Genomic DNA, 19,298 nt, shown 5'->3' on the forward strand with positions numbered 1-19,298 from the left:
CGACACATGGAACCGATAAAGACGATCCTCATCGATGACGAACGCAGCAGTCTCGAAAATCTCGAGCAGAAGATCCGCGAGTTCTGCCCCGAGCTGAAGATCCTCGCGACGGTGGAGCAGCCGAAAGAGGCGCTCCTGCTGATCCGTCATCATAAGCCGGATGTGATCTTCCTCGATATCGAAATGCCGCACCTCAACGGCTTCCGGATGCTCGACGAGCTGGGAAATTACAGCTCGGAAATAGTCTTTACGACGGCGTATAATCACTACGCGGTCGAGGCCATCCGCATCAGCGCCTTTGATTACCTGATGAAGCCGGTTTCCATCGTCGATCTGAAAGCGACCGTGTCGCGGCTCTCCACGCAGCTGGCAAAGTCGACACAACAGCGGTTGGATGTGCTGCGTCAGTCTCTCAACAACACCGCCAATCCCGATCAGAAGATCGCCGTGCCGACCTGGGAAGGGCTCGAATTCATCCTGATCCGGAATGTGGTCCGGATCGAGTCGAGTTCCAATTACTCGCGGCTCTTCTTTGTAAATGGCGAATCCCTGCTCGTCACCAGGCAGCTGAAAGAGTTCGAGGAGATGCTGACGCCCTTCCGGTTCTGCCGGGTGCATAATATCCACCTGATCAATCTCCAGTATGTAAAGAAATATATCCGCGGCGAGGGCGGCAGCGTGATCATGGAAAATGGGGATGAGATCGATGTCAGCCGCAGAAAAAAGGATGATTTCCTCCGCCAGATATAGCGGCGTCGCGGCGCACCGGTAATGGTGCAGGTCCAACCAAAAATGGGTTCACTCCTGCCGGAAATGGAGCGGGGGTTGCCTTCACGGCAAGCAGCGGCTATTTTCGTTCGTGCAAAAACAACTGGCATGAACACTCCTAAGCTCCCGACCGCCGCTGCCTTGTTATTACTGGTAAGCAGCTCCTGCTCCAAATTAGGTCAACTTATCCCCGTGCCGCCGCCCGTGGGCGTTATTCAAAATCTCGAACAAACCCCATTCAAGACCTATACGGACAGCCTTTTTGCATTGACTTCCACCGGGACCATTCTGACCATCTCCGGGGTGGCGCTGAACGACAATAGCCTTCCGGGCAACTCCGGAGAATACATTGGCCAGGCTGAGATCGGCTATGCATTTCGCTCGTCCGTAGACGGAGCCGTCACTTCGCTGGGTGTCCTGCTGCCGACGGGTGGTTTCAAACACACGGTTACGCTATGGGATTCTGCCACCGGCCAGGTACTGGCGCAGGCCGATGTACCGACCCTCAACGGCGGCAAGTGGACTTATGTCAGCCTTGCAGTGGCGGGACAGGCGGTGCCGATTGAGGCCGGCCACGGCTATATCGTCGGCTTCAATTCCCTGGCAGCGGGCAATTCTATTGGGACATACAGCACCGGTAACAGCATCTATATCCTGGATGGGATTTACACCCTCGGCGGCGGTGGTCCCAAGATACCGATCGTCCCTTTTACAAAAGGACCGGTCACCTTCGAGAATTACTATTTCGTTGCGTATGATACACCCATCAGCAATCCGATCTTTCCACCGGCGGGTTCGAGCGCAAACTTCTCCGCCTTCGATGTCCCGGGCGTTTGCGATATCGGGTTCATCCCCGCACCATAACAGGAGGTGCGGGGAGGGGTGTCATTCGCTGCGCAATGCGGCCACCGGATTGCCCATCGCGGCCTTAAGCGCCTGAAAGCTGACGGTAAACAGCGTCAGGCCGATGGCGCCCACCGCCGTCACCCCAAAAATCCACCAGGAAAGCGGCGCATGATAAGCATAGTTACTCAGCCAGGCATGCATGATCAGCCAGGCGATGGGTACCCCCGCCAACAGCGAGATGCTCACCAGCCAGACGAATTCCCCCGACAGGAGGTTCCACAGGTTCAACACCGAAGCCCCCAACACCTTGCGGATGCCCACCTCGCGCGTCCGCTGCTCGGCGACAAAGGCAGACAGACCCAATAGTCCGAGACAGGAAATGAATATGGCCAGCACCGTCAGGAAGCCCGCCAGCCGGCTGGTCCGCTCGTCGTCGTCGAATTTCTGCGCGTAGCTTTGATCGGCGAACACATATTCAAAAGGGTCTTCCGGATCAAAACGTTTGAATATCCCCTGGATGGCTGCGAGCGCCCGGGCCATACCGGCCTGCGGCTTCAGTCGGATATCGATGGTATGGATCCTCGAAAAAGAAAGATACGAGCTGATATAGAAGATCATCGGCGCGACGCGCTGACCGGGTAGTTGCGAGATCATATCCTTTACGACCCCAATGACGGTATAGCGGCCGTTAAGGCCCCATTGCACGATCTCGCCGACGGGGTTTTTGAGCCCCATGTATTGAACGGCCGTCTCATTGATAATGATATTACCCGAATCCGTCGCCCTGTTCGGAAGAAAATCCCTCCCCTCCAGCAACTGCCAGCCGGTGACCTTCCCGAACTCCGCGGTGACCCCATTGGTGACGAACTCTTCCTGCATCCCGGGGTCCTTCCCCTTCCAGTTAAATCCCATATTGGTGGTATAGGTGTCGGTGATCTGGCTCTCCGAAGCGGCGACGCCGTCGACAACACCCGTCTCCATCAACGCCGCGGTCAACGCCTGCGAATGGGCATTCCAATCCAGGTTATGCGGTGGAATGAACAGCAACCCGGCACGATCATAGCCCACCGGCCGGTCTTTGACATACTGGATCTGCCTCAGCACAACGAGGGTAGCCACGATCAGGATGACGCTGACCGTAAACTGGACGACCACCAGGACCTTTCTGGGCAGCGCCGCAAGTCTGCCGGCCTTGAAGGTGCCTTTCAGCACCCTCACCGGCTTGAAGGAAGAAAGATACAACGCGGGATAGCTGCCGGCCAGCAAGCCGGTAAAAATGGTAAAGGCCAGCCCGGCCAACCAGAACCCGGCCGATGCATAAGGAATATGCAGTTGCTTCTCCGCCACATCATTGAAGAATGGGAGAAACAATTGCGCCAACCCTATCGCGAAAAGAAAGGAAAAAAAGGCGACGACCAGCGACTCGCTGTAGAACTGACCCACCAACTGCCCACGCATGGACCCGATCGCCTTGCGGATACCCACTTCTTTCGCCCGCTTCTCACTCCGGGCCGTACTGAGGTTCATAAAATTGATACAGGCAAGGATCAGCACGATCAACCCGATCAGGGCATATAGCCGGACATAGCTGATCCGGCCACCGACGCTGACGCCATCCTTGAATTCGGAGTAGAGATGCCAGCGGTTCATAGGATGAAGAAAGAGCTCGGGTTTGAACCGGCGGTCGCCCGGCGAATTATCCCGCTTGACGTATTTGATGGCATTGGAGGCTTGCGCCAGGTCCATGCCATCGTTCAGCTGCACATACACATTGAACCAGCTGTTGCCCCAGCTTATCTTCGTTTTCTGGTCTTCCCGGATCAGCGCAAAGGGCCGGATATATTGGGTACTCGAGAACGAGGAGTTGGCCGGGAGATCCGCATAGATTCCGGTAACCTTCGCAGGCTCCTTTGTGTCGAAGACGATCGTCTTTCCCATCGGGTCTTTATCCCCGAAAAGGCTCCTTGCCGCCGATTCGGAAAGGATCACCGAGGTGGGATCGTTCAATGACCCGTTATTGCCCCTGATCATCCGAAGAGAGAACATGTCGATCACCTCGCCATCGAGGTAGTTTCCCATGATCTTCAGCTTCTTATCGCCATAGGCGAGTAACTGCTGCCGGTCGCCGCCCGAGGTCACGATATATTTGAAATATTGACCGTAGTCCTTTCGCAACGCCGGCGCCAGTTGCAGCGCCTCCCCCCACCAGGTCTGGCGGCCACCGCTAAGGTCCTGGTTTTGCAGGACGGCGGCGATCCGGCCATGATTGCGATGCACCCGGTCAAAGGAAAGCTCATCATAGATCCAAAGCCCGATGAGGATGGCAACGGCCATGCCAATGGCCAGGCCACCGACATTGATGGCGGTGGTGAAACGGTTCCGTGCCAGACCGCGCAAGGCGACACGGAGATAGTTCTTTATCATGAGGATGCGATTTGTTTTTAATAATACTCCGGAATGAGAAAATAGTTACTCGCTGCGCAAAGCAAAAGCCGCGAAGCGGCTCACTCGCTACGCAAAGCATTTATGGGGTTAGCGACAGCCGCCTTCGCCGCCTGGAAACTGATCGTCAAAATGGCGATAACGAGCGCAGCCACGCCGGCCAGCGGGAAGATCCACCAGCTTACCGGAGTCCGGTACGCGAACTCGCGCAACCACTGCGACATGGCCCACCAGGTCACGGGTACGGCAATAAGAAAGGCCAGCCCCACCAGCAGCAGGAATTCCTTCGACACAAGGAGCAACACCGAGCCGACGGTGGCGCCCAGCACCTTGCGGATACCGATCTCCTTGGTCCGCTGTTGGGCCATATAAGCGGCAAGCCCAAAAAGCCCCAGTCCGGCGATAAGGATCGCAATGAACGTAAAACCCGTAAAGAGCCGTCCCGTCCGTTGTTCGGCGGTGTACATATGTGCGAACCGGTCGTCCAGGAAATAATAACCGAAAGGCCCCTTTGGATGGAAGCCGGCCCAGCGCTGCCGGATATCCGACAGGAAGCTGCTCATATCCGCGGTATTCACCTTTACCAGCATCCCTCCCTGGTTATTCCCCAGCAGAAGCATCAACGGAGCGATCTTTTGCTTCACGGAGAGATAGTGGAAATCCTTGAGTACGCCTACGACCCTATATTCTTTCTGGCCCGACCGAACGATGACCTTTCCGATCGGGTCGGTATTCCCCCACCCAAGGTCGGCCGCCGCCGTCTCATTGATCAGCACCCCACCCGCGGTGTCGGTCGGGAAATCCCGGGAGAAGTTTCGCCCCTTCACCACCTGCAACCCCAGCGTGGAGACATAATCGTAGTCGATATTGTAAATATTGGTATGGATCTCCCCCCGGCCATCGCCCGCGGCCGACTTGGGGTATATCTCCGTACCCCCCATCGACCCCGAACCCGGCACGCACCAGCTGAGGCTGGCATTGACGACCCGTTTGTCGCTCAGCAGCTCCTGCCGGAAAGCCTCCTGGTTTTTGTCAAGCAGTGACAGGTCCTGGATATAGACCACCTGGTTCTTGTCATAACCCAGCCGCTTATCCTGCATATAATGCAGCTGCCGGTAGACTATCAGCGTGGCCACAATGAGGGCGATCGACACGACGAATTGAAACACAACGAGGCCGCTGCGCAAAAGGCTGCGACGCCCGCCGGGTAGCGTACCTTTTAGGACCTTTATCGGCTCGAACGATGACAGGAAAAAGGCCGGGTAGATACCTGCCGCCGCACCGACAAGCAGGATCAGCACGATAGCGGCAACGAGGGCAGGAACGTTGAAGAATACCAGATAGCTAAAATGCTTCCCCGACACCTGGTTGAACCAGGGCAGGATCAACAACGCGATTCCAACGGCGAGGATCATCGAGAAGGCCGTAAGGAGGACCGACTCGGTAAGAAACTGCGCGATCAGTTGTTTTTTCACCGAACCCATCACTTTGCGGATACCCACCTCCTTGCTCCTTGCAGCGGCGCCGGCGGTGGACAGGTTCGTGAAATTGGCACAGGCCAGCAGCAGGATGAAAAGGGCCAGCGCGCTGAATATAAGGACATAGAGCCGGCTGCCATTGGCCTCGAGTTCGTACTTGGTGTTGGAAGAAAGATGGATATCGGTGAGCGGCGTCAGCGAAAAGACAAAAGTCTTAACGGCTTTACGGGCTTCCGAAAGGGGAATGCCCATATCGCGGGAGATCTCGGAAACACAGTATTTCTCCACCAGCTCCGGGAACCGCGCCTGCAATTTTTCAGGATTGGCGTCCGGGCGGAGCCGGAGATAGGTATAGAATCCGATATTGGTCCAACTGTGGTAGGTGAAATGCTTCGTCGCCCAGCTGAGAAAGGCCTCGAAATGGAAATGCGCATCGTCGGGTATCTTATCGATGACCCCGGTGATGGTGCAGACTCCGTAGTTGGACAGGGTGACCGTCTTGCCCAGCGCCGGAGCCGTGCCGAAGTATTTGGTGGCAAACGCTTTGGTGATCACGAGGCTGTTGGGCCGGACGAGGGCCGTATGAACATCGCCTTCGAGGAAGGGAAGGGTGAAGACCTCGAAGAAATTGCTGTCGACATAGACAAGGTCGGGTTCCTTGAACTGCCGGGTGCCGGACTGGATGTAGGTGTCACCGAGATGACCAAGCCGGGTAAAGGTCTCGATCTCCGGGAAGGCAGCCGCCATCCCCGGGCCGACTGCGATATCCACCATGGGGTAGTCGGACTGCGTGGTGCCGCCGACACCCAGGTTCACCCGGTAGATGTCCTTCGACCGGTGAGCATAGCGGTCATACGAACCCTCGTCCCTCACCCAGGCGGCGATAAGCAGGCAGGCGGCGAGTCCTACGGAAAGCCCGAGGATGTTAATGGCCGCAAAGACGGTGTTCCGCCGGAGATTGCGGAGCGCAAGCTTGATATAGTTTTTTAGCATGGCAAATGATTTGCATAGTGAAGGTACCAATTACATGGGACGCAGGAACCCGGGTTAATGTTGCATTAAGCCTCTAAAAAGGCCGAACCGGCCGGGGTCCGGTCCGGAAATTTCGGTAACTTACCCAAAACACTTTTTTATGTCAACAACAACTGAGGTCATGTCAACGACAGAGATCGCCAACCGCCTGGTCGAACTCTGCGGCAAGGGCGAGTTCGAAACCGCTCAAAAAGAACTGTACGCGGATGACGCGGTCAGCATCGAGCCCCATGCTTCACCGGCTTTTGAGCAGGAAACAAAAGGGTTGGCCGCCATCATCGAAAAAGGCAAGAAATGGTCCGGGATGGTGGAAGAGTATCACGGGATGAAAGTGTCACAGCCGGTAGTAGGCGGCCAGTCTTTCGCCTGCACCATGTACATGGATGTGACGATGAAAGGACAGGGACGCATGCAGATGACGGAACTGTGCGTGTACAACGTAAAGGATGGCAAGATAGTTTCCGAGCAATTCTTTATGTAAATTGATGTAAAATTTAACGATGCGGTCGCCCACGATCTTTCTGTCCTCGATTTTTTCGGTCACCATCTTACCGGCGATGCTCACCTGCATCGCCTTTTTTTGTGCCCTTTCCGGTAATGCCCAGAAGTTCGAAGGACTCGCCCAAACGCCGCCAATGGGGTGGAACAGCTGGAACAAGTTCGCCTGTGACGGTGTCAATGAGACGGTCCTGAGAGAGACCGCCGATGCGATGGCCGCCAATGGGATGCAGCAGGTGGGTTACCAGTACATCGTCATCGACGACTGCTGGCAGACCGGCCGCGACAGCGCAGGGAACATTATCGTGGACGCCTCGAAATTTCCGCATGGCATCAGGGCCCTGGCGGACTATATACATTCCAAAGGGCTGAAGTTCGGCATCTATACCTGCGCCGGGACAAAAACCTGCGCCGGCCGGCCCGCAAGCCTGGGCTATGAATTCCAGGACGCCCGCCAATACGCCGCCTGGGGCGTCGATTATCTGAAAGAGGACTGGTGCAACGTCCTGCCGAACCAGAACGCCGAGGCCTCCTATACCCTGATGCGGGACGCCCTCTACAAGGCCGGCAGACCCGTAGTCTTGAGCCTTTGCGAATGGGGCTCCCATAAACCCTGGCATTGGGCGACGAACATCGGTCATCTCTGGCGCAGCTGCGGCGATATCGGCAACAACTGGAGCTATCAGGAAGCAGGCGACGGCGGTATCTACGGCGGCAGCGTGATATCCAATCTCGATCTACAACGCGGGTTGGAGCAATATGCCGGGCCGGGTCACTGGAACGACCCCGATATGCTGGAGGTAGGCAACGGCGTGCTAAGCCCCGATGAAGAACGCTCTCACTTTACGCTGTGGTGCATGCTCGCCGCGCCGCTGATGGCAGGGAATGATCTCCGTACCATGTCCGCTGCGACAAAGGCGATCCTCACCAACAAGGACGTGATCGCCATCGATCAGGACCCGCTTGGAAAGCAAGGATACGATGTGTATTATAGGGACGATCTCGAAGTTTTCGTAAAACCCTTGCAGCATGGTGATACTGCCGTCTGCCTGTTCAATCGCGGCGATGAGCCAAAAAAGGTTGACCTTCCCTGGAGCACCTTCCATATCGGCAGCGGCAGGACCATCCGCGATGTCTGGAGGGGACAGGCGCAGGGCACCACCTCCTCGTCATTCCGGGGCGAGATCGCAAAGCATGCGGTGATCCTGTTACGGCTTTCAAAATGATTATTTTATTGACGTGATTGCCGTCCCTCCATACTTCCCCTCCGTCTTAATAACACATACCGTTTGGATAATCGATAAAATTACCTTGTCCGCTCACTTCGGTCTCGCTTAAATTGGCCTGCTCCGCCTGCTGCTGCGGCAGCAGCATTCGCATGTCGATGGAAAAGACGCCACCGGTGCGCCCCGCTTTGCGGGGAGTATGATTAGCCCAATTTTCCAACCATATCCTCCGGCCGCACCCACTCATCGAATTGCTCGGGCGTCAGATAGCCCAGCCTGACAGCCATCTCCTTCAGTGTCGTACCCTCCTTATGCGCCTTCTGCGCTATCTCCGCGGCCTTATAGTAGCCGATCTTCGTGTTGAGCGCGGTGACGAGCATCAGCGAATTGTCGACATGTTTTTTGATATTGGCTTCGATGGGCTCGATGCCTTTGGCGCAGTGGTCATTGAAGCTGTTGCAGCCGTCGCCGATAAGCCGGGCGCTGTGCAGGAAGTTATAGATCATCACCGGCTTGAAGACATTCAGCTCGAAATGACCCGTGGCCCCGCCGATATTAATGGCGACATCGTTGCCGAGCACCTGCGCGGCGATCATCGTCAGAGCCTCACACTGCGTAGGATTGACCTTGCCGGGCATGATGGACGAACCGGGCTCATTATCCGGGATATGTAATTCGCCGATGCCGCTCCGCGGACCGGAGCTGAGCATCCGGATGTCATTGGCGATCTTCATCAGACTCACGGCGACGGTCTTCAGCGCGCCATGGGCTTCGACAATGGCGTCGTGTGCCGCCAGAGCCTCGAATTTATTGGCCGCGGTCACAAAGGGCAGGCCGGTGAGCTCGGCAATCTTTTTGGCAACATTCTCCGCATAGCCCGGAGGGGTATTTATCCCCGTCCCCACAGCGGTACCGCCAAGGGCAAGCTCCGAAAGGTGCGCCAGCGTATTCTTTATCGCCCGGACTCCATGGTCCAACTGCGAGACATATCCGCTCAGCTCCTGACCTACCGTGAGGGGCGTAGCATCCATAAAATGCGTACGGCCGATCTTTACCACCTTCATGTATTTCTTACTCTTTTCGGCCAGCGTGTTACGCAAGGCCTCGATACCCGGGATTGTCGTCTCCAGCAGGATCTTATAGGCCGCAATATGCATGGCCGTCGGAAAAGTATCATTGGAAGACTGAGACTTGTTGACATCGTCATTCGGCGCAAGGAACTTCTCTTTGTCGGTAAGCTTCCCACCGTTGATCACATGCCCACGATAGGCGATGACCTCGTTGACATTCATATTGCTCTGCGTGCCGCTGCCTGTCTGCCAGACGACAAGGGGGAACCAGGCGTCGAGACTGCCGCTGAGGATCTCATCGCAAACCTTGCCGATGAGATCGGCCTTATCCTTGGGCAATACACCCGCTTCAAGATTAGTCAACGCCGCTGCCTTCTTCAAATAGGCAAAGGCGCGAATGATCTCCTTCGGCATTTTGTTGATATCCTGGGCGATGGGGAAGTTGAGCACACTACGCTGGGTCTGAGCCCCGTAATAGGCATCGATGGGGACCTGTACTTCGCCCATCGTATCTTTTTCGATCCTGTATTCCATAATCCTGTTTTTTGCGGACCCAAAGGTAGGGCTCCCGGGGCGGAAATTTACAAGCGGTTTGGGTTAAATGACCAAAAATCCCGTCATTTGTTATATGACATTAACCAAATTCTCCTTTTTACTTCTGGCAGGCCTCCTGTCTGCCTATACGGCGGTCCACGCCCAGGACACCAACCCGAAATACGAATGGAAAGAAGGCAGTTCCGGTGGCTACACCTATAAGTATGTCACCAACGATCCGTTGCAGACCCGGTTGTACACCCTGCCCAACGGACTGACCGTACTGTTGAGCCCCAACCATAAGGAGCCCCGCGTAGCGGTTCGTATCGCGGTGCGGGCAGGCAGCAACACCGATCCGCGCGATCATACAGGGCTGGCCCACTACCTCGAACACCTGCTGTTCAAAGGGACGGAACAGTACGGTTCCCTGGACTGGAACAAGGAAAAGCCCTATCTGGACCAGATCGACGGCCTGTATGAGCAATACAATTCCACAAAGGATCCCGCGGCGCGAAAGAAGATCTATCACCGCATCGACAGCGTCTCGGGCGTGGCCTCTCACTATGCCATCGCCAACGAATACGACAAATTGATGGCCGACATCGGCTCCCAGGGCAGTAACGCCCATACCTGGGTGGAGGAAACGGTGTATGAAGAGGATATTCCCTCCAATGCCATGGATAAATTCCTGGTTATCCAGGGCGAACGGTTCCGCGATCCTATCTTCCGGCTTTTCCATACCGAACTGGAAGCAGTGTACGAAGAAAAGAACCGGACCCTGGACAACGACGGATCAAAAATGCTGGAAGCGACCCAACGCTATCTCTTCCCGACCCATAACTACGGCCAGCAAACGACCATCGGAACCATCGAACATCTCAAAAACCCTTCCCTGAAGGCGATCCGGAATTATTATCACGCATACTACGTCCCCAACAATATGGCGGTGATCATGTCCGGAGATTTCGAATTTGACGACCTTATAAAAAACATCGACAAGGCCTTTGCCTACATGCAGTCCAAACCGGTGCAGCTGTACAACCCGGCGCCGGAGCGCGATCTCACGGCTCCTGTCGTTAAAGATATCCTTGGGCCCAGCGCCGAGAATATGCGGATCGCCTATCGGACCCCCGCCGTCGATACCCATGACGCCTTCGTACTCGATCTTATTTCAAGTATTTTTTCCAACGGCAAGGCCGGCCTGCTCGACCTTAACCTTAACAAACAGCAACGGGTGCAGGGATCCAACTGCGGCCTCCAGCAATACAAAGACTATGGAATGCTGATCTTCAACGGTACGCCCAAACAGGGCCAGACGCTGGAGCAGGTGAAGGACCTGTTGATGCAACAGATAGAGAAACTGAAGAAAGGCGATTTTGACGAGAGCCTGGTCAAGGCCATCGTCGCCAACGGCAAATTGGCGGAACTGGAAGGATACCAGAAGAACGAAGCCCGGGTCGGCGCCCTCCTATCCAGCTTTATCCAAACCCGCGCGGCAAAATGGGACCTCGAAGTAGGCGAGCTCGATGCGGAAGCAAAAGTGACAAAGCAGGAAGTGGTCCGGGTGGCCAACAAATACATGGGCAACAACTACGTCCTGTTGTACAAACGGAAGGGTGAGGATAAAAGCATTGTAAAGGTGGACAAACCGCCCATCACCCCCGTAGAGACGAATAAGGACAAGAAGTCGGCCTTCCTGACGAAGCTGGAAGCGATGCCAATGAGCTCTGTAGCTCCCCAGTGGCTCGATTTTCAAACGGGTATCGGTCATGGCAAGGCGGGCATCGCAGATGTCCTTTACGTGCCCAACAAGGATAACGATCTGTTCCATCTCTATTATCGCCTCGAGATGGGCAATTTCAACAACCGTCTCCTGCCACTGGCCGCACAGTACCTGCAATACCTGGGTACGACCCTGCATCCGACGGCGGAGATCAGCAAGGCCTTTTATGACATCGCCTGTAATTTCAGCGTCAACACGACCAATGACGTGACCACTATTACCGTGACAGGCCTGCAGGAGAACTTCGGTAAGGCGGTGACCCTGTTCGAAGACGTACTGCACAACTGTCTGCCCGATACGGCGGCGCTGGCCGCCTTGAAAGACCGGCTGTTAAAGGCCAGGGCCAACAACAAGCTGAACAAGAATGCGATCATGCAGGGATTGATCAGCTATGCCCGGTATGGCGCAAACAATCCGTTCAATACCGTCCTCAGCTCGGAGGACATCGCCGACATCAAGGCGGAAGACCTCACCAACATCCTGCACGGACTGTTCAACTATCCGCATACCATTATTTATTATGGTCCGCTGAGCCAGGATGCGTTCATCACCCAGATCACCAACCTGCATCCCCTGCCCACGGCCTGGACACCCATTCCCGAGAAAAAGAAATTCCCGTTCGCCGTGCAGTCGGCCAACCAGGTGCTGTTCACGAATTACGATATGGTGCAAAGCGAGATCTGCTGGATCCACAATTCAGAACCTTATGATGTCAATAAAGAACCCATCGTTGACGTGTTTGACAACTATTTCGGCGGCGGGATGGGCTCGGTCGTCTTCCAGACCCTGCGGGAGTCGAAGGCCCTGGCCTATGCCACCTTCGCCACCTATGGTACCCCTGCGAAGAAGGAAGATCCCTTTTATATCCTGGCGTATATCGGCTGCCAGGCAGATAAGATGAACGAGGCCGTCGGTGGGATGAACGCCCTCCTGAACGATCTCCCCACCTCGGAACAGGGCTTCGAACTGGCGCGTTCCAGCGAGAAGAAGGATATCGAGACCCAACGGTTTACCGAAGACGGCATCGTCTTCGCCTATCTCGAGGCCAAACAGAAAGGCCTGGACTACGATCAGCGGAAGAGCGAGTATGAAAGCCTCGATAAGATGACGATGGGTGATGTAAAACAGTTCCACGAAAAGGAAGTGGCAGGCAAGGCCTATACGTACTGCGTCGTGGCAAGCGATAAGAAGATAAAGACGGAAGACCTGCAAAAGGTCGGCACAGTGAAAGTGCTAAGTCTTGACCAGATATTCGGGTACTAAAAAAGAAGCCCGGCCAATCGGCCGGGCTTCTTTTTTTATAGGGCAATTATGGAACGTATTCAAAGATGGCGCCGGTATTGTTCCAGACCAGCGTGTGACCATTGAAGAAGGTCGCATAATCCAGCATCGGGGTAGTTATGGAATTAGGGACTGTGGAGATCTTCGTCCAGCTGTTGCTGGCCGGGTCATATGAGAAGAGCGTCCGGATATTATCGTCATAGAAATAGGCGGTATTGCCTTTTGTCCAGGTGGAAAACCGTTGGCCGGAGCTGATCGAAAGGGGCTCGGGGATCGAGGCGATGGCTGTAAGGGTAGTCGACGGCGGATTCAACCCAAAGATTACATTCCCGATGCTCGGATCGTCGATAGCAGTTGCGTTGCCGCCGCCGATATACACAGTGTTCCCGACGACAACGCTGGCTGCCGGGCCATCCTTTACATTCAAAGGACCGAGCGCCGTCCACGTACCGGGATCGGACGATCCGGTAGTGGAGAATTGATAGAGGAGATTATTGCCGGCAGGGGAGAACACTCCTGATTGAATATAGCCGGTTCCACCCACGGCGAACCCGGACCCGTTGAGCATACTTTCCGGCAATGAAGTAAGCTGGCGCCAGGCTGCGGGGCTGTTGCCCTGTGTCATATCGTATTCATAGAAGGACCGCGCAGTTGCATCATAGCCGCCTCCGACATAGAGCTTATTGTTGATGATAAACCAGACCGGGTCTTGAACCACCTGCACACTGGCTGGAATGGTAATGGCGGAGACCCATTGGTAATTCGTTGTATCCAATCGGTAAATAGTTCGATCGCCGGTGCTCCCCCAACCGAAATACAAATTACCCCCGTAAGGGTATACGACGGACGGTTGGTTGTTAGTGCTGAAGCCGGGTGAATTGTCCGACAGCTTTTTCCAGTCGCTTAAGACCGTAAATTGCTGCGTCGAGACAGGTGGAGGAAGAACGCCCGGGATATTTACGAACAAATAGCCGCCCGTCGCATCGGCAGGAAGCGTGCAGACGATTTGTGCGGCGCTATGGCTTATGATAGTGGCGGCAGAACTGTTATTCATTGTGACCGTGAAAATAGGCGGGAAATATCCATTGAGGGTAATTGTGGTGCCCGCCTTGCCACTAAGCGGAAAAAAATTCAAAATGGCATAAAAGGGTTTTTGTGTGACATTGATCGTAACGGCGGAAGCGCTTGTGTTGTTCACCGGAGTCAGGGTCACCGTACCGCTTTGAGCGGCGCCGGTACGGTTCGTATCGGCGCTTATCTTCAACCGATAGGTTCCTGCCGCTTGAGTTGTGTCGAGACGGATCCAGGATGCGGATGTTGCTGCTTTCCAGACCAGACCGGTATTTACCGTGACTGTGTCGGTAGTCGGCGTGCCGTCCAGGGTTATACTCGCGCCGCTGACCTGCAGACTGCCTTTCTGCCCCAGCGTGATCGTCTGCGAGGGAAGGTTGGCATTGCCGGTTGCCTCCAAAGTAAACGTTATAGGCTGGGTGACATTAGTATTGCTGCCCGTAATCGTGACCCTGATGATCGCGCTGTTGTTACCCGAGGTCTGGCTGAGCTGCAACCAGCCCGTCGCCGCTGCCGGGGAAACGGTGAGCTTCCAGGACACATTGGATGTGATGCTGAAGGTATCCACCGCCCCGACCGTGCTGTCAAGCAGAAGGTCGGTGGTGGAAAGGGTTAGCGAAGGCTTGAATTCGTTCTTGTGACAGGAGGACAGGAAATGGCCAAGGGCAAGGCAGAATAAAGCAAAGAGGGTTGCGCGCGGTTTCATAATTATTTTTTGAATTGGGGTCTCGGGAATTCCGCGCAATATAGAGGGAAACTTTTCAAAATAAAAGGTACCTGCCGGAACGCTGATAGGAGATATCGGATCCTCGTGACACGGTTACCATCAAATCTTACACGACTATCATCCAATCTACACGAAAATAGCCTGATTTCGCAGTTCGCATTTTTTTGCCATATTTGAAATTTTTTTTCGAAAAAGAGTGATTTTGGGGACCTTCCGGCGAATAATTGGGTATGAACCCGAACGATCTACTGCAACGCATACAGGATAACAAGGGGATCCTCTATAAGATCAGCAATTCCTATTGCCGGACCTCCGGTGACCGGGAAGACCTGATGCAGGAGATGGTATATCAGCTATGGCGATCGGGGCAACGATTTGACGAAACCCAAAAATTCTCTACGTGGATGTACCGGATTGCATTGAATGTGGCGATCTCCTTTTATCGGAAGGCCAACCGAAGCGGCGTTACCGTTGCCCTGGACGCAGAGGCGCATTTTGCCGATGAACCGGCAAACGAGGTGCTGGAGGAAAGGATCGAGGTCTTGCAACGATTTGTCCGCGAGCTCAACGAATTGGACAAGGCCCTGATTATCCTCTACCTGGAAGAACGACCCTATAAGGAGATCGCGGAGATCCTGGGAATTTCGGAGACGAACGTGGCCACGAAGCTAAGCCGGATAAAGGGCCGTTTGAAACAAGAATTCAAAACAATTAACGCTTGAATGTATGAGTACGGATGAATTTCAGCAATTGTGGAAGGCGTATGACGCCAAATTGGAGCGATCGATGGAGCTGAACCAACGGCTGATGACGGAGCTGGGCACACAAAAAGTGCACCGGGCCTTCAACTGGCAGATCGCTTTTAAGTTTATGATGATCGCACTGGGGATCGGTTGGAATGTCGTCGTCGGGACCTTGATGTGGAAGTTTCGGACCGAGCCGGTATTCGTCGCTTCCGCGATAGTGGTGCTGTGCTGTACGGGATATTCCGTCGGCGGGTACATCGTGCAGCTGTTGATTATCCTCCAGATCCGGATGAGCGACAGTATCCTGGGGACGCAGAAGCAACTGGCGTACCTGGAAGCGACGATCGTTCAGACCCTGCGTGTGGGCTTTTTGCAGACTCCCGTGTACACCTTTTTCTTTGTGACAAAGCAGCAACTGGCTACTGCCGGCCTGGGATTTTGGGTGACGCAGGCGATCGTTACCGGCGCGGCGGTGGTGGTGACCATCTGGGTCTACCGGACCGTGACGGTGCACAACGCCGGAAAAAAAGGTTGGGTCAAACAGATGGTTGATAACGAAGGCGGCAAGACGATCGCTCGCGCCCGGGCCTTCATCCGCGAGGCAAAAGAATGGGGGAAAGAGGTCTGACCGGTGGACCGCATCAGAAAAAAGAAGCCTGCTCTTCGAGTCGGCTTCTCTCTTTTTGGTAGTTTTGTACTATAAAACCCTTATTATATGAACCAGGAACAAGAAGCGAGGATTGTTCAGCTATTTGAGCATGTCCTCGATAGAAAGATCGAGTCCCTCAAGACCGGTCTGGAGAACAGCATGGATCGAAAGATTGGATCGCTGAGAACCGAAATGAACACGCGGTTCGACCGGATCGAAAAAAGGATGGGTGTTTTGGAATCCAGGATGGACACCATGGAAAAGCGGATGGATGCCATGGAAAAGAGGATGTACATCCTCGAAAGACGGGTTGACATTCTTGAAAGAAAGATGGAAGCCCGATTCACCGCGATCGAAAAACGATTGACCGTGATCGACATGCGCCTCGATCTGATCGAACGGCGCCTGGGCAACATCGAGCCCTGGATCCCGATCGACAGCAGCTACCTGCGCTACTCGGCAGCCATCTGATGCACCTTGAAGCCTGCGCCTTGCACAACCCAATAAATAAATGCCTGAGCAATCAGGCATTTTTATTTCAATAAAGTCTGCAAGGCGCAAAGCAAAGGCTCAAGCCCGCGAAGCAGCTCATTTCCCCGTAAACACCGCCTTCCGCTTCTCCAAAAAAGCCTTCGCCCCCTCCTTCATATCCTCCGTCCCAAAGCATTCCCCAAAAGCCTCCTGCTCGCGCTGAAAGCCATTACGCACCGCGCCGCCTTCCTCAACCCGCGTTTCACCCCCAAAAGCATCCGCCTCCCAAACAGCGGCCGATCCGAAAAAGGCGCCATCGCCGGCGGCGATGTTCACACACTCAATGATACGGGCCACGGCCAAGGGTCCTTTTTCGTTGATAATAGAAAGCAACTCCCGGGTCCTGGTGAGCAGCTCGTTCTGTTCTTCAACGATATAGTTAACCAATCCCATGACATGCGCTTCCGTCGCCTCCACCAACCGGGCCGAAAGCATGATCTCGATGGCGCGGCCGCGACCGATCAATTGTGTAAGCCGCTGCGTACCGCCATAACCCGGGATGAGTCCAAGATTGACCTCGGGCTGACCAAACTTCGCATTGGTGGAACAAAGCCGGAAATGACAGGCCATGGCCAACTCCAGTCCGCCGCCAAGGGCAAACCCGTTGATCGCAGCAGCGATGGGCTTGGGGCAGGAGGCAATGCGGAAGAAAAGATCGTGACCCTTCGCCGAAAGGGCCTGGCCCTGCTCACGCGTGAGACCCAGGAATTCGGAGATATCGGCGCCGGCAACAAAGGCCTTCGTTCCCGCGCCGGTGATGATGGCGCTGCGGATCTCCTCATTTTCATAGATCTCGTCGACGGCTTCGGACAACTCGGACATCACATCCTTATTGAGTGCATTCAGCTTGTCCGGGCGGTTGATCGTAACCGTGAAGATACTGTCGGTGAGATCGGTGTGTAAGGTTTTATACATAAAATGGTATTTTTTTTTAGGCTTTGAGCAGACCTAGCGTATGACCGATCCGCCGGATGGTCTCTTCCTTCCCGAGCATCACGGCAATGTCAAAGACATGAGGACCGAACTTACCCCCAACGAGCATGATCCGCAACGGCATCAGCAGCTCGCCGGGTTTGATACCCGCCGCTGCGGCCATCTCCTTGAACTGGGCCTCCAGCGCATGCGGATCGGTCAGCTCGCCGCCAACCTGCAGCTGCCGGATATATTCGGCAAAGAAGAGGTCTTTGGCGGCATTCCATTTGGGTCTGACGGCGTCAAGATCCATCGTCGCCGGGAGCTGGAAGAAGAAACCGGCCTGGCCGACGAAATCGGGCAAAAGAGTACAACGGTCTTTGACCAGGTCGAGGATGGTTTCAAAACGATTGGGCACAGGCGTTGCGGCTCTGACCACGGACTCATAGGCTGCCAGGTCGAAGGGCGGCGGCCCGGTGATATCGGCCAAAGGATCGGCGAAGATCGGTATAATGGGCACTTCGGGCTCTCCCCCGGGGCGTTCCAGATCGGCGGGCGGGATGGTGATGCCCGCGGCGGCAAACAGCGGAGCCACCTGGTCCGAATATTCCACGGCGGAGAGCTTCTTGATCCACTCGTGGTTGAACCATTTGGCTTTCTCGAAGTCGAATTTGGCGCCACCCTTGTGGACGCGGTCCAGGGAAAAGCGGTCGACCAGCTCGGTTAGTGTAAAGATCTCCTGGCCCGTTCCGTCATTCCAGCCGAGAAGCGCGAGGAGATTGACAAAGGCCTGGGGTAAAAATCCCGTTTCCCTGAACCCGGTGGCCGGCTCGCCGGAGCGGGGGTCGGTCCAGTTCATGGCAAAGACAGGGAATCCCAGCCGGTCGCCATCCCGCTTGCTGAGCTTCCCATTGCCGTCGGGCTTCAGGATCAACGGGAAATGCGCCCAGTGCGGCATCTTATCTTCGCCGAAAAGATAGCGCCACAGAAGGATATGAACAGGGGCGCTGGGCAGCCACTCCTCGCCCCGGAAGGCATGGGTGATGTTCATCCCGTGATCGTCCACAACGACAGCCAGGTGGTACGTAGGCATGCCATCGGCTTTTAGCAGTACCTTGTCGTCGACACCGGTCGTGGAGAATCGCACCTCGCCCCGGATCATATCCGTAAAATGAACCTCCTGGTCCGGCTCCAGCCGGATGCGGATGACATACGGGGTGCCGGCGGCCAGTAACCGCTGGGTCTCCGCTGGGTCGAGCGAGAGGGAATTGCGCATCTTCTTGCGCAGGGTATGGTTGTACTGGGGTGAAGGATTGTCCGCACTCTTGTACTTTTCCCGCATCGCCTCAAGCTCCTCCGGGGTGTCGAAGGCATAATAGGCATGCCCCTGATCGACCAGTTGGCGGGCATATTTGTCGTAGAGGCCAAGGGCCTTGCGCTCGCTTTGGCGATAGGGGCCGTGGGGGCCGCCCTTATGAGGACCTTCGTCGGGCTCGAGGCCGCACCATTTGAGGCTGTCGATAATATATTCCTCTGCGCCGGGTACATACCGGCCCTGATCCGTATCTTCAATGCGGAGGATGAAATCGCCTCCATGACGGCGGGCGAACAGATAGTTGTAAAGAACCGTCCGGACCCCGCCGAGGTGTAGTCCACCGGTGGGGCTTGGCGCAAACCGTACTCTGACTTTTTTGCTCATAGAGT

Annotated in this window: 14 protein-coding genes; 8 read left to right on the forward strand and 6 right to left on the reverse strand. The window is 55.2% G+C overall.

Annotation, left to right across the window (positions count from 1 at the left end):
• Positions 1-6 precede the first annotated feature (6 nt).
• Both VHE34_RS20640 and VHE34_RS20645 read left to right on the forward strand, forming a co-directional pair.
• Positions 7-750, forward strand: a complete 744-nt coding sequence (locus VHE34_RS20640; RefSeq protein ID WP_325591283.1) for a LytTR family DNA-binding domain-containing protein — start codon at positions 7-9, stop codon at positions 748-750.
• Between the two features lie 126 nt (positions 751-876).
• Positions 877-1,632: a DUF4082 domain-containing protein gene (locus VHE34_RS20645; RefSeq protein ID WP_325591285.1), complete on the forward strand. Its 756-nt coding sequence runs from the start codon at positions 877-879 to the stop codon at positions 1,630-1,632.
• Positions 1,633-1,653: 21 nt separating this feature from the next.
• Here the strand turns inward: VHE34_RS20645 and VHE34_RS20650 are convergent, their stop codons facing one another.
• Both VHE34_RS20650 and VHE34_RS20655 read right to left on the reverse strand, forming a co-directional pair.
• Complete coding sequence (locus tag VHE34_RS20650) at positions 1,654-4,038, reverse strand: ABC transporter permease (protein ID WP_325591287.1); 2,385 nt, start codon at positions 4,036-4,038, stop codon at positions 1,654-1,656.
• 80 nt (positions 4,039-4,118) lie between these two features.
• On the reverse strand, positions 4,119-6,527 hold the full coding sequence (locus VHE34_RS20655; protein ID WP_325591291.1) for an ABC transporter permease: 2,409 nt from the start codon (positions 6,525-6,527) through the stop codon (positions 4,119-4,121).
• A gap of 139 nt (positions 6,528-6,666) precedes the next feature.
• On the opposite strand from VHE34_RS20655, the gene VHE34_RS20660 reads away from it, so the two are divergent.
• Together VHE34_RS20660 and VHE34_RS20665 are read left to right on the forward strand one after the other, a co-directional pair.
• Positions 6,667-7,047 (forward strand): SnoaL-like domain-containing protein, encoded by a 381-nt coding sequence (locus tag VHE34_RS20660; RefSeq protein ID WP_325591295.1) that lies wholly within the window; start codon positions 6,667-6,669, stop codon positions 7,045-7,047.
• A gap of 19 nt (positions 7,048-7,066) precedes the next feature.
• A complete protein-coding gene (locus tag VHE34_RS20665) occupies positions 7,067-8,290 on the forward strand; it encodes a glycoside hydrolase family 27 protein (protein ID WP_325591299.1) in 1,224 nt (407 codons plus the stop codon).
• Positions 8,291-8,493: 203 nt separating this feature from the next.
• Here VHE34_RS20665 and fumC read toward each other — a convergent pair whose 3' ends face one another.
• Positions 8,494-9,894: a class II fumarate hydratase gene (gene fumC, locus VHE34_RS20670; protein WP_325591301.1), complete on the reverse strand. Its 1,401-nt coding sequence runs from the start codon at positions 9,892-9,894 to the stop codon at positions 8,494-8,496.
• 94 nt (positions 9,895-9,988) lie between these two features.
• Between fumC and VHE34_RS20675 the strand changes: the two genes are divergently transcribed.
• A complete protein-coding gene (locus VHE34_RS20675; RefSeq protein WP_325591303.1) occupies positions 9,989-12,940 on the forward strand; it encodes a M16 family metallopeptidase in 2,952 nt (983 codons plus the stop codon).
• Positions 12,941-12,986: 46 nt separating this feature from the next.
• On the opposite strand, the gene VHE34_RS20680 is transcribed toward VHE34_RS20675, so the two are convergent.
• A complete protein-coding gene (locus tag VHE34_RS20680) occupies positions 12,987-14,735 on the reverse strand; it encodes a BACON domain-containing protein (RefSeq protein WP_325591305.1) in 1,749 nt (582 codons plus the stop codon).
• 251 nt (positions 14,736-14,986) lie between these two features.
• Here VHE34_RS20680 and VHE34_RS20685 point away from each other — a divergent pair, with 251 nt between their 5' ends.
• The 3 genes from VHE34_RS20685 (at position 14,987) to VHE34_RS20695 (ending at position 16,622) form a co-directional block, all read left to right on the forward strand.
• Positions 14,987-15,478, forward strand: coding sequence for a sigma-70 family RNA polymerase sigma factor (locus VHE34_RS20685; protein ID WP_325591307.1), 492 nt, complete (start codon positions 14,987-14,989; stop codon positions 15,476-15,478).
• A 4-nt stretch (positions 15,479-15,482) separates the two neighbouring features.
• Positions 15,483-16,130 (forward strand): hypothetical protein, encoded by a 648-nt coding sequence (locus VHE34_RS20690; RefSeq protein ID WP_325591309.1) that lies wholly within the window; start codon positions 15,483-15,485, stop codon positions 16,128-16,130.
• Between the two features lie 87 nt (positions 16,131-16,217).
• Positions 16,218-16,622 (forward strand): hypothetical protein, encoded by a 405-nt coding sequence (locus VHE34_RS20695; RefSeq protein ID WP_325591311.1) that lies wholly within the window; start codon positions 16,218-16,220, stop codon positions 16,620-16,622.
• A gap of 117 nt (positions 16,623-16,739) precedes the next feature.
• Here VHE34_RS20695 and VHE34_RS20700 read toward each other — a convergent pair whose 3' ends face one another.
• Together VHE34_RS20700 and gltX are read right to left on the reverse strand one after the other, a co-directional pair.
• Entirely contained in the window at positions 16,740-17,597 is an 858-nt protein-coding gene (locus VHE34_RS20700) for an enoyl-CoA hydratase/isomerase family protein (RefSeq protein WP_325591313.1), read from the reverse strand.
• Positions 17,598-17,613: 16 nt separating this feature from the next.
• Positions 17,614-19,293, reverse strand: coding sequence for a glutamate--tRNA ligase (gene gltX / locus VHE34_RS20705; protein ID WP_325591315.1), 1,680 nt, complete (start codon positions 19,291-19,293; stop codon positions 17,614-17,616).
• Positions 19,294-19,298: the final 5 nt, after the last annotated feature.

This window comes from Puia sp. (assembly GCF_035546395.1).
In the GTDB taxonomy this organism is placed as follows: domain Bacteria; phylum Bacteroidota; class Bacteroidia; order Chitinophagales; family Chitinophagaceae; genus Puia.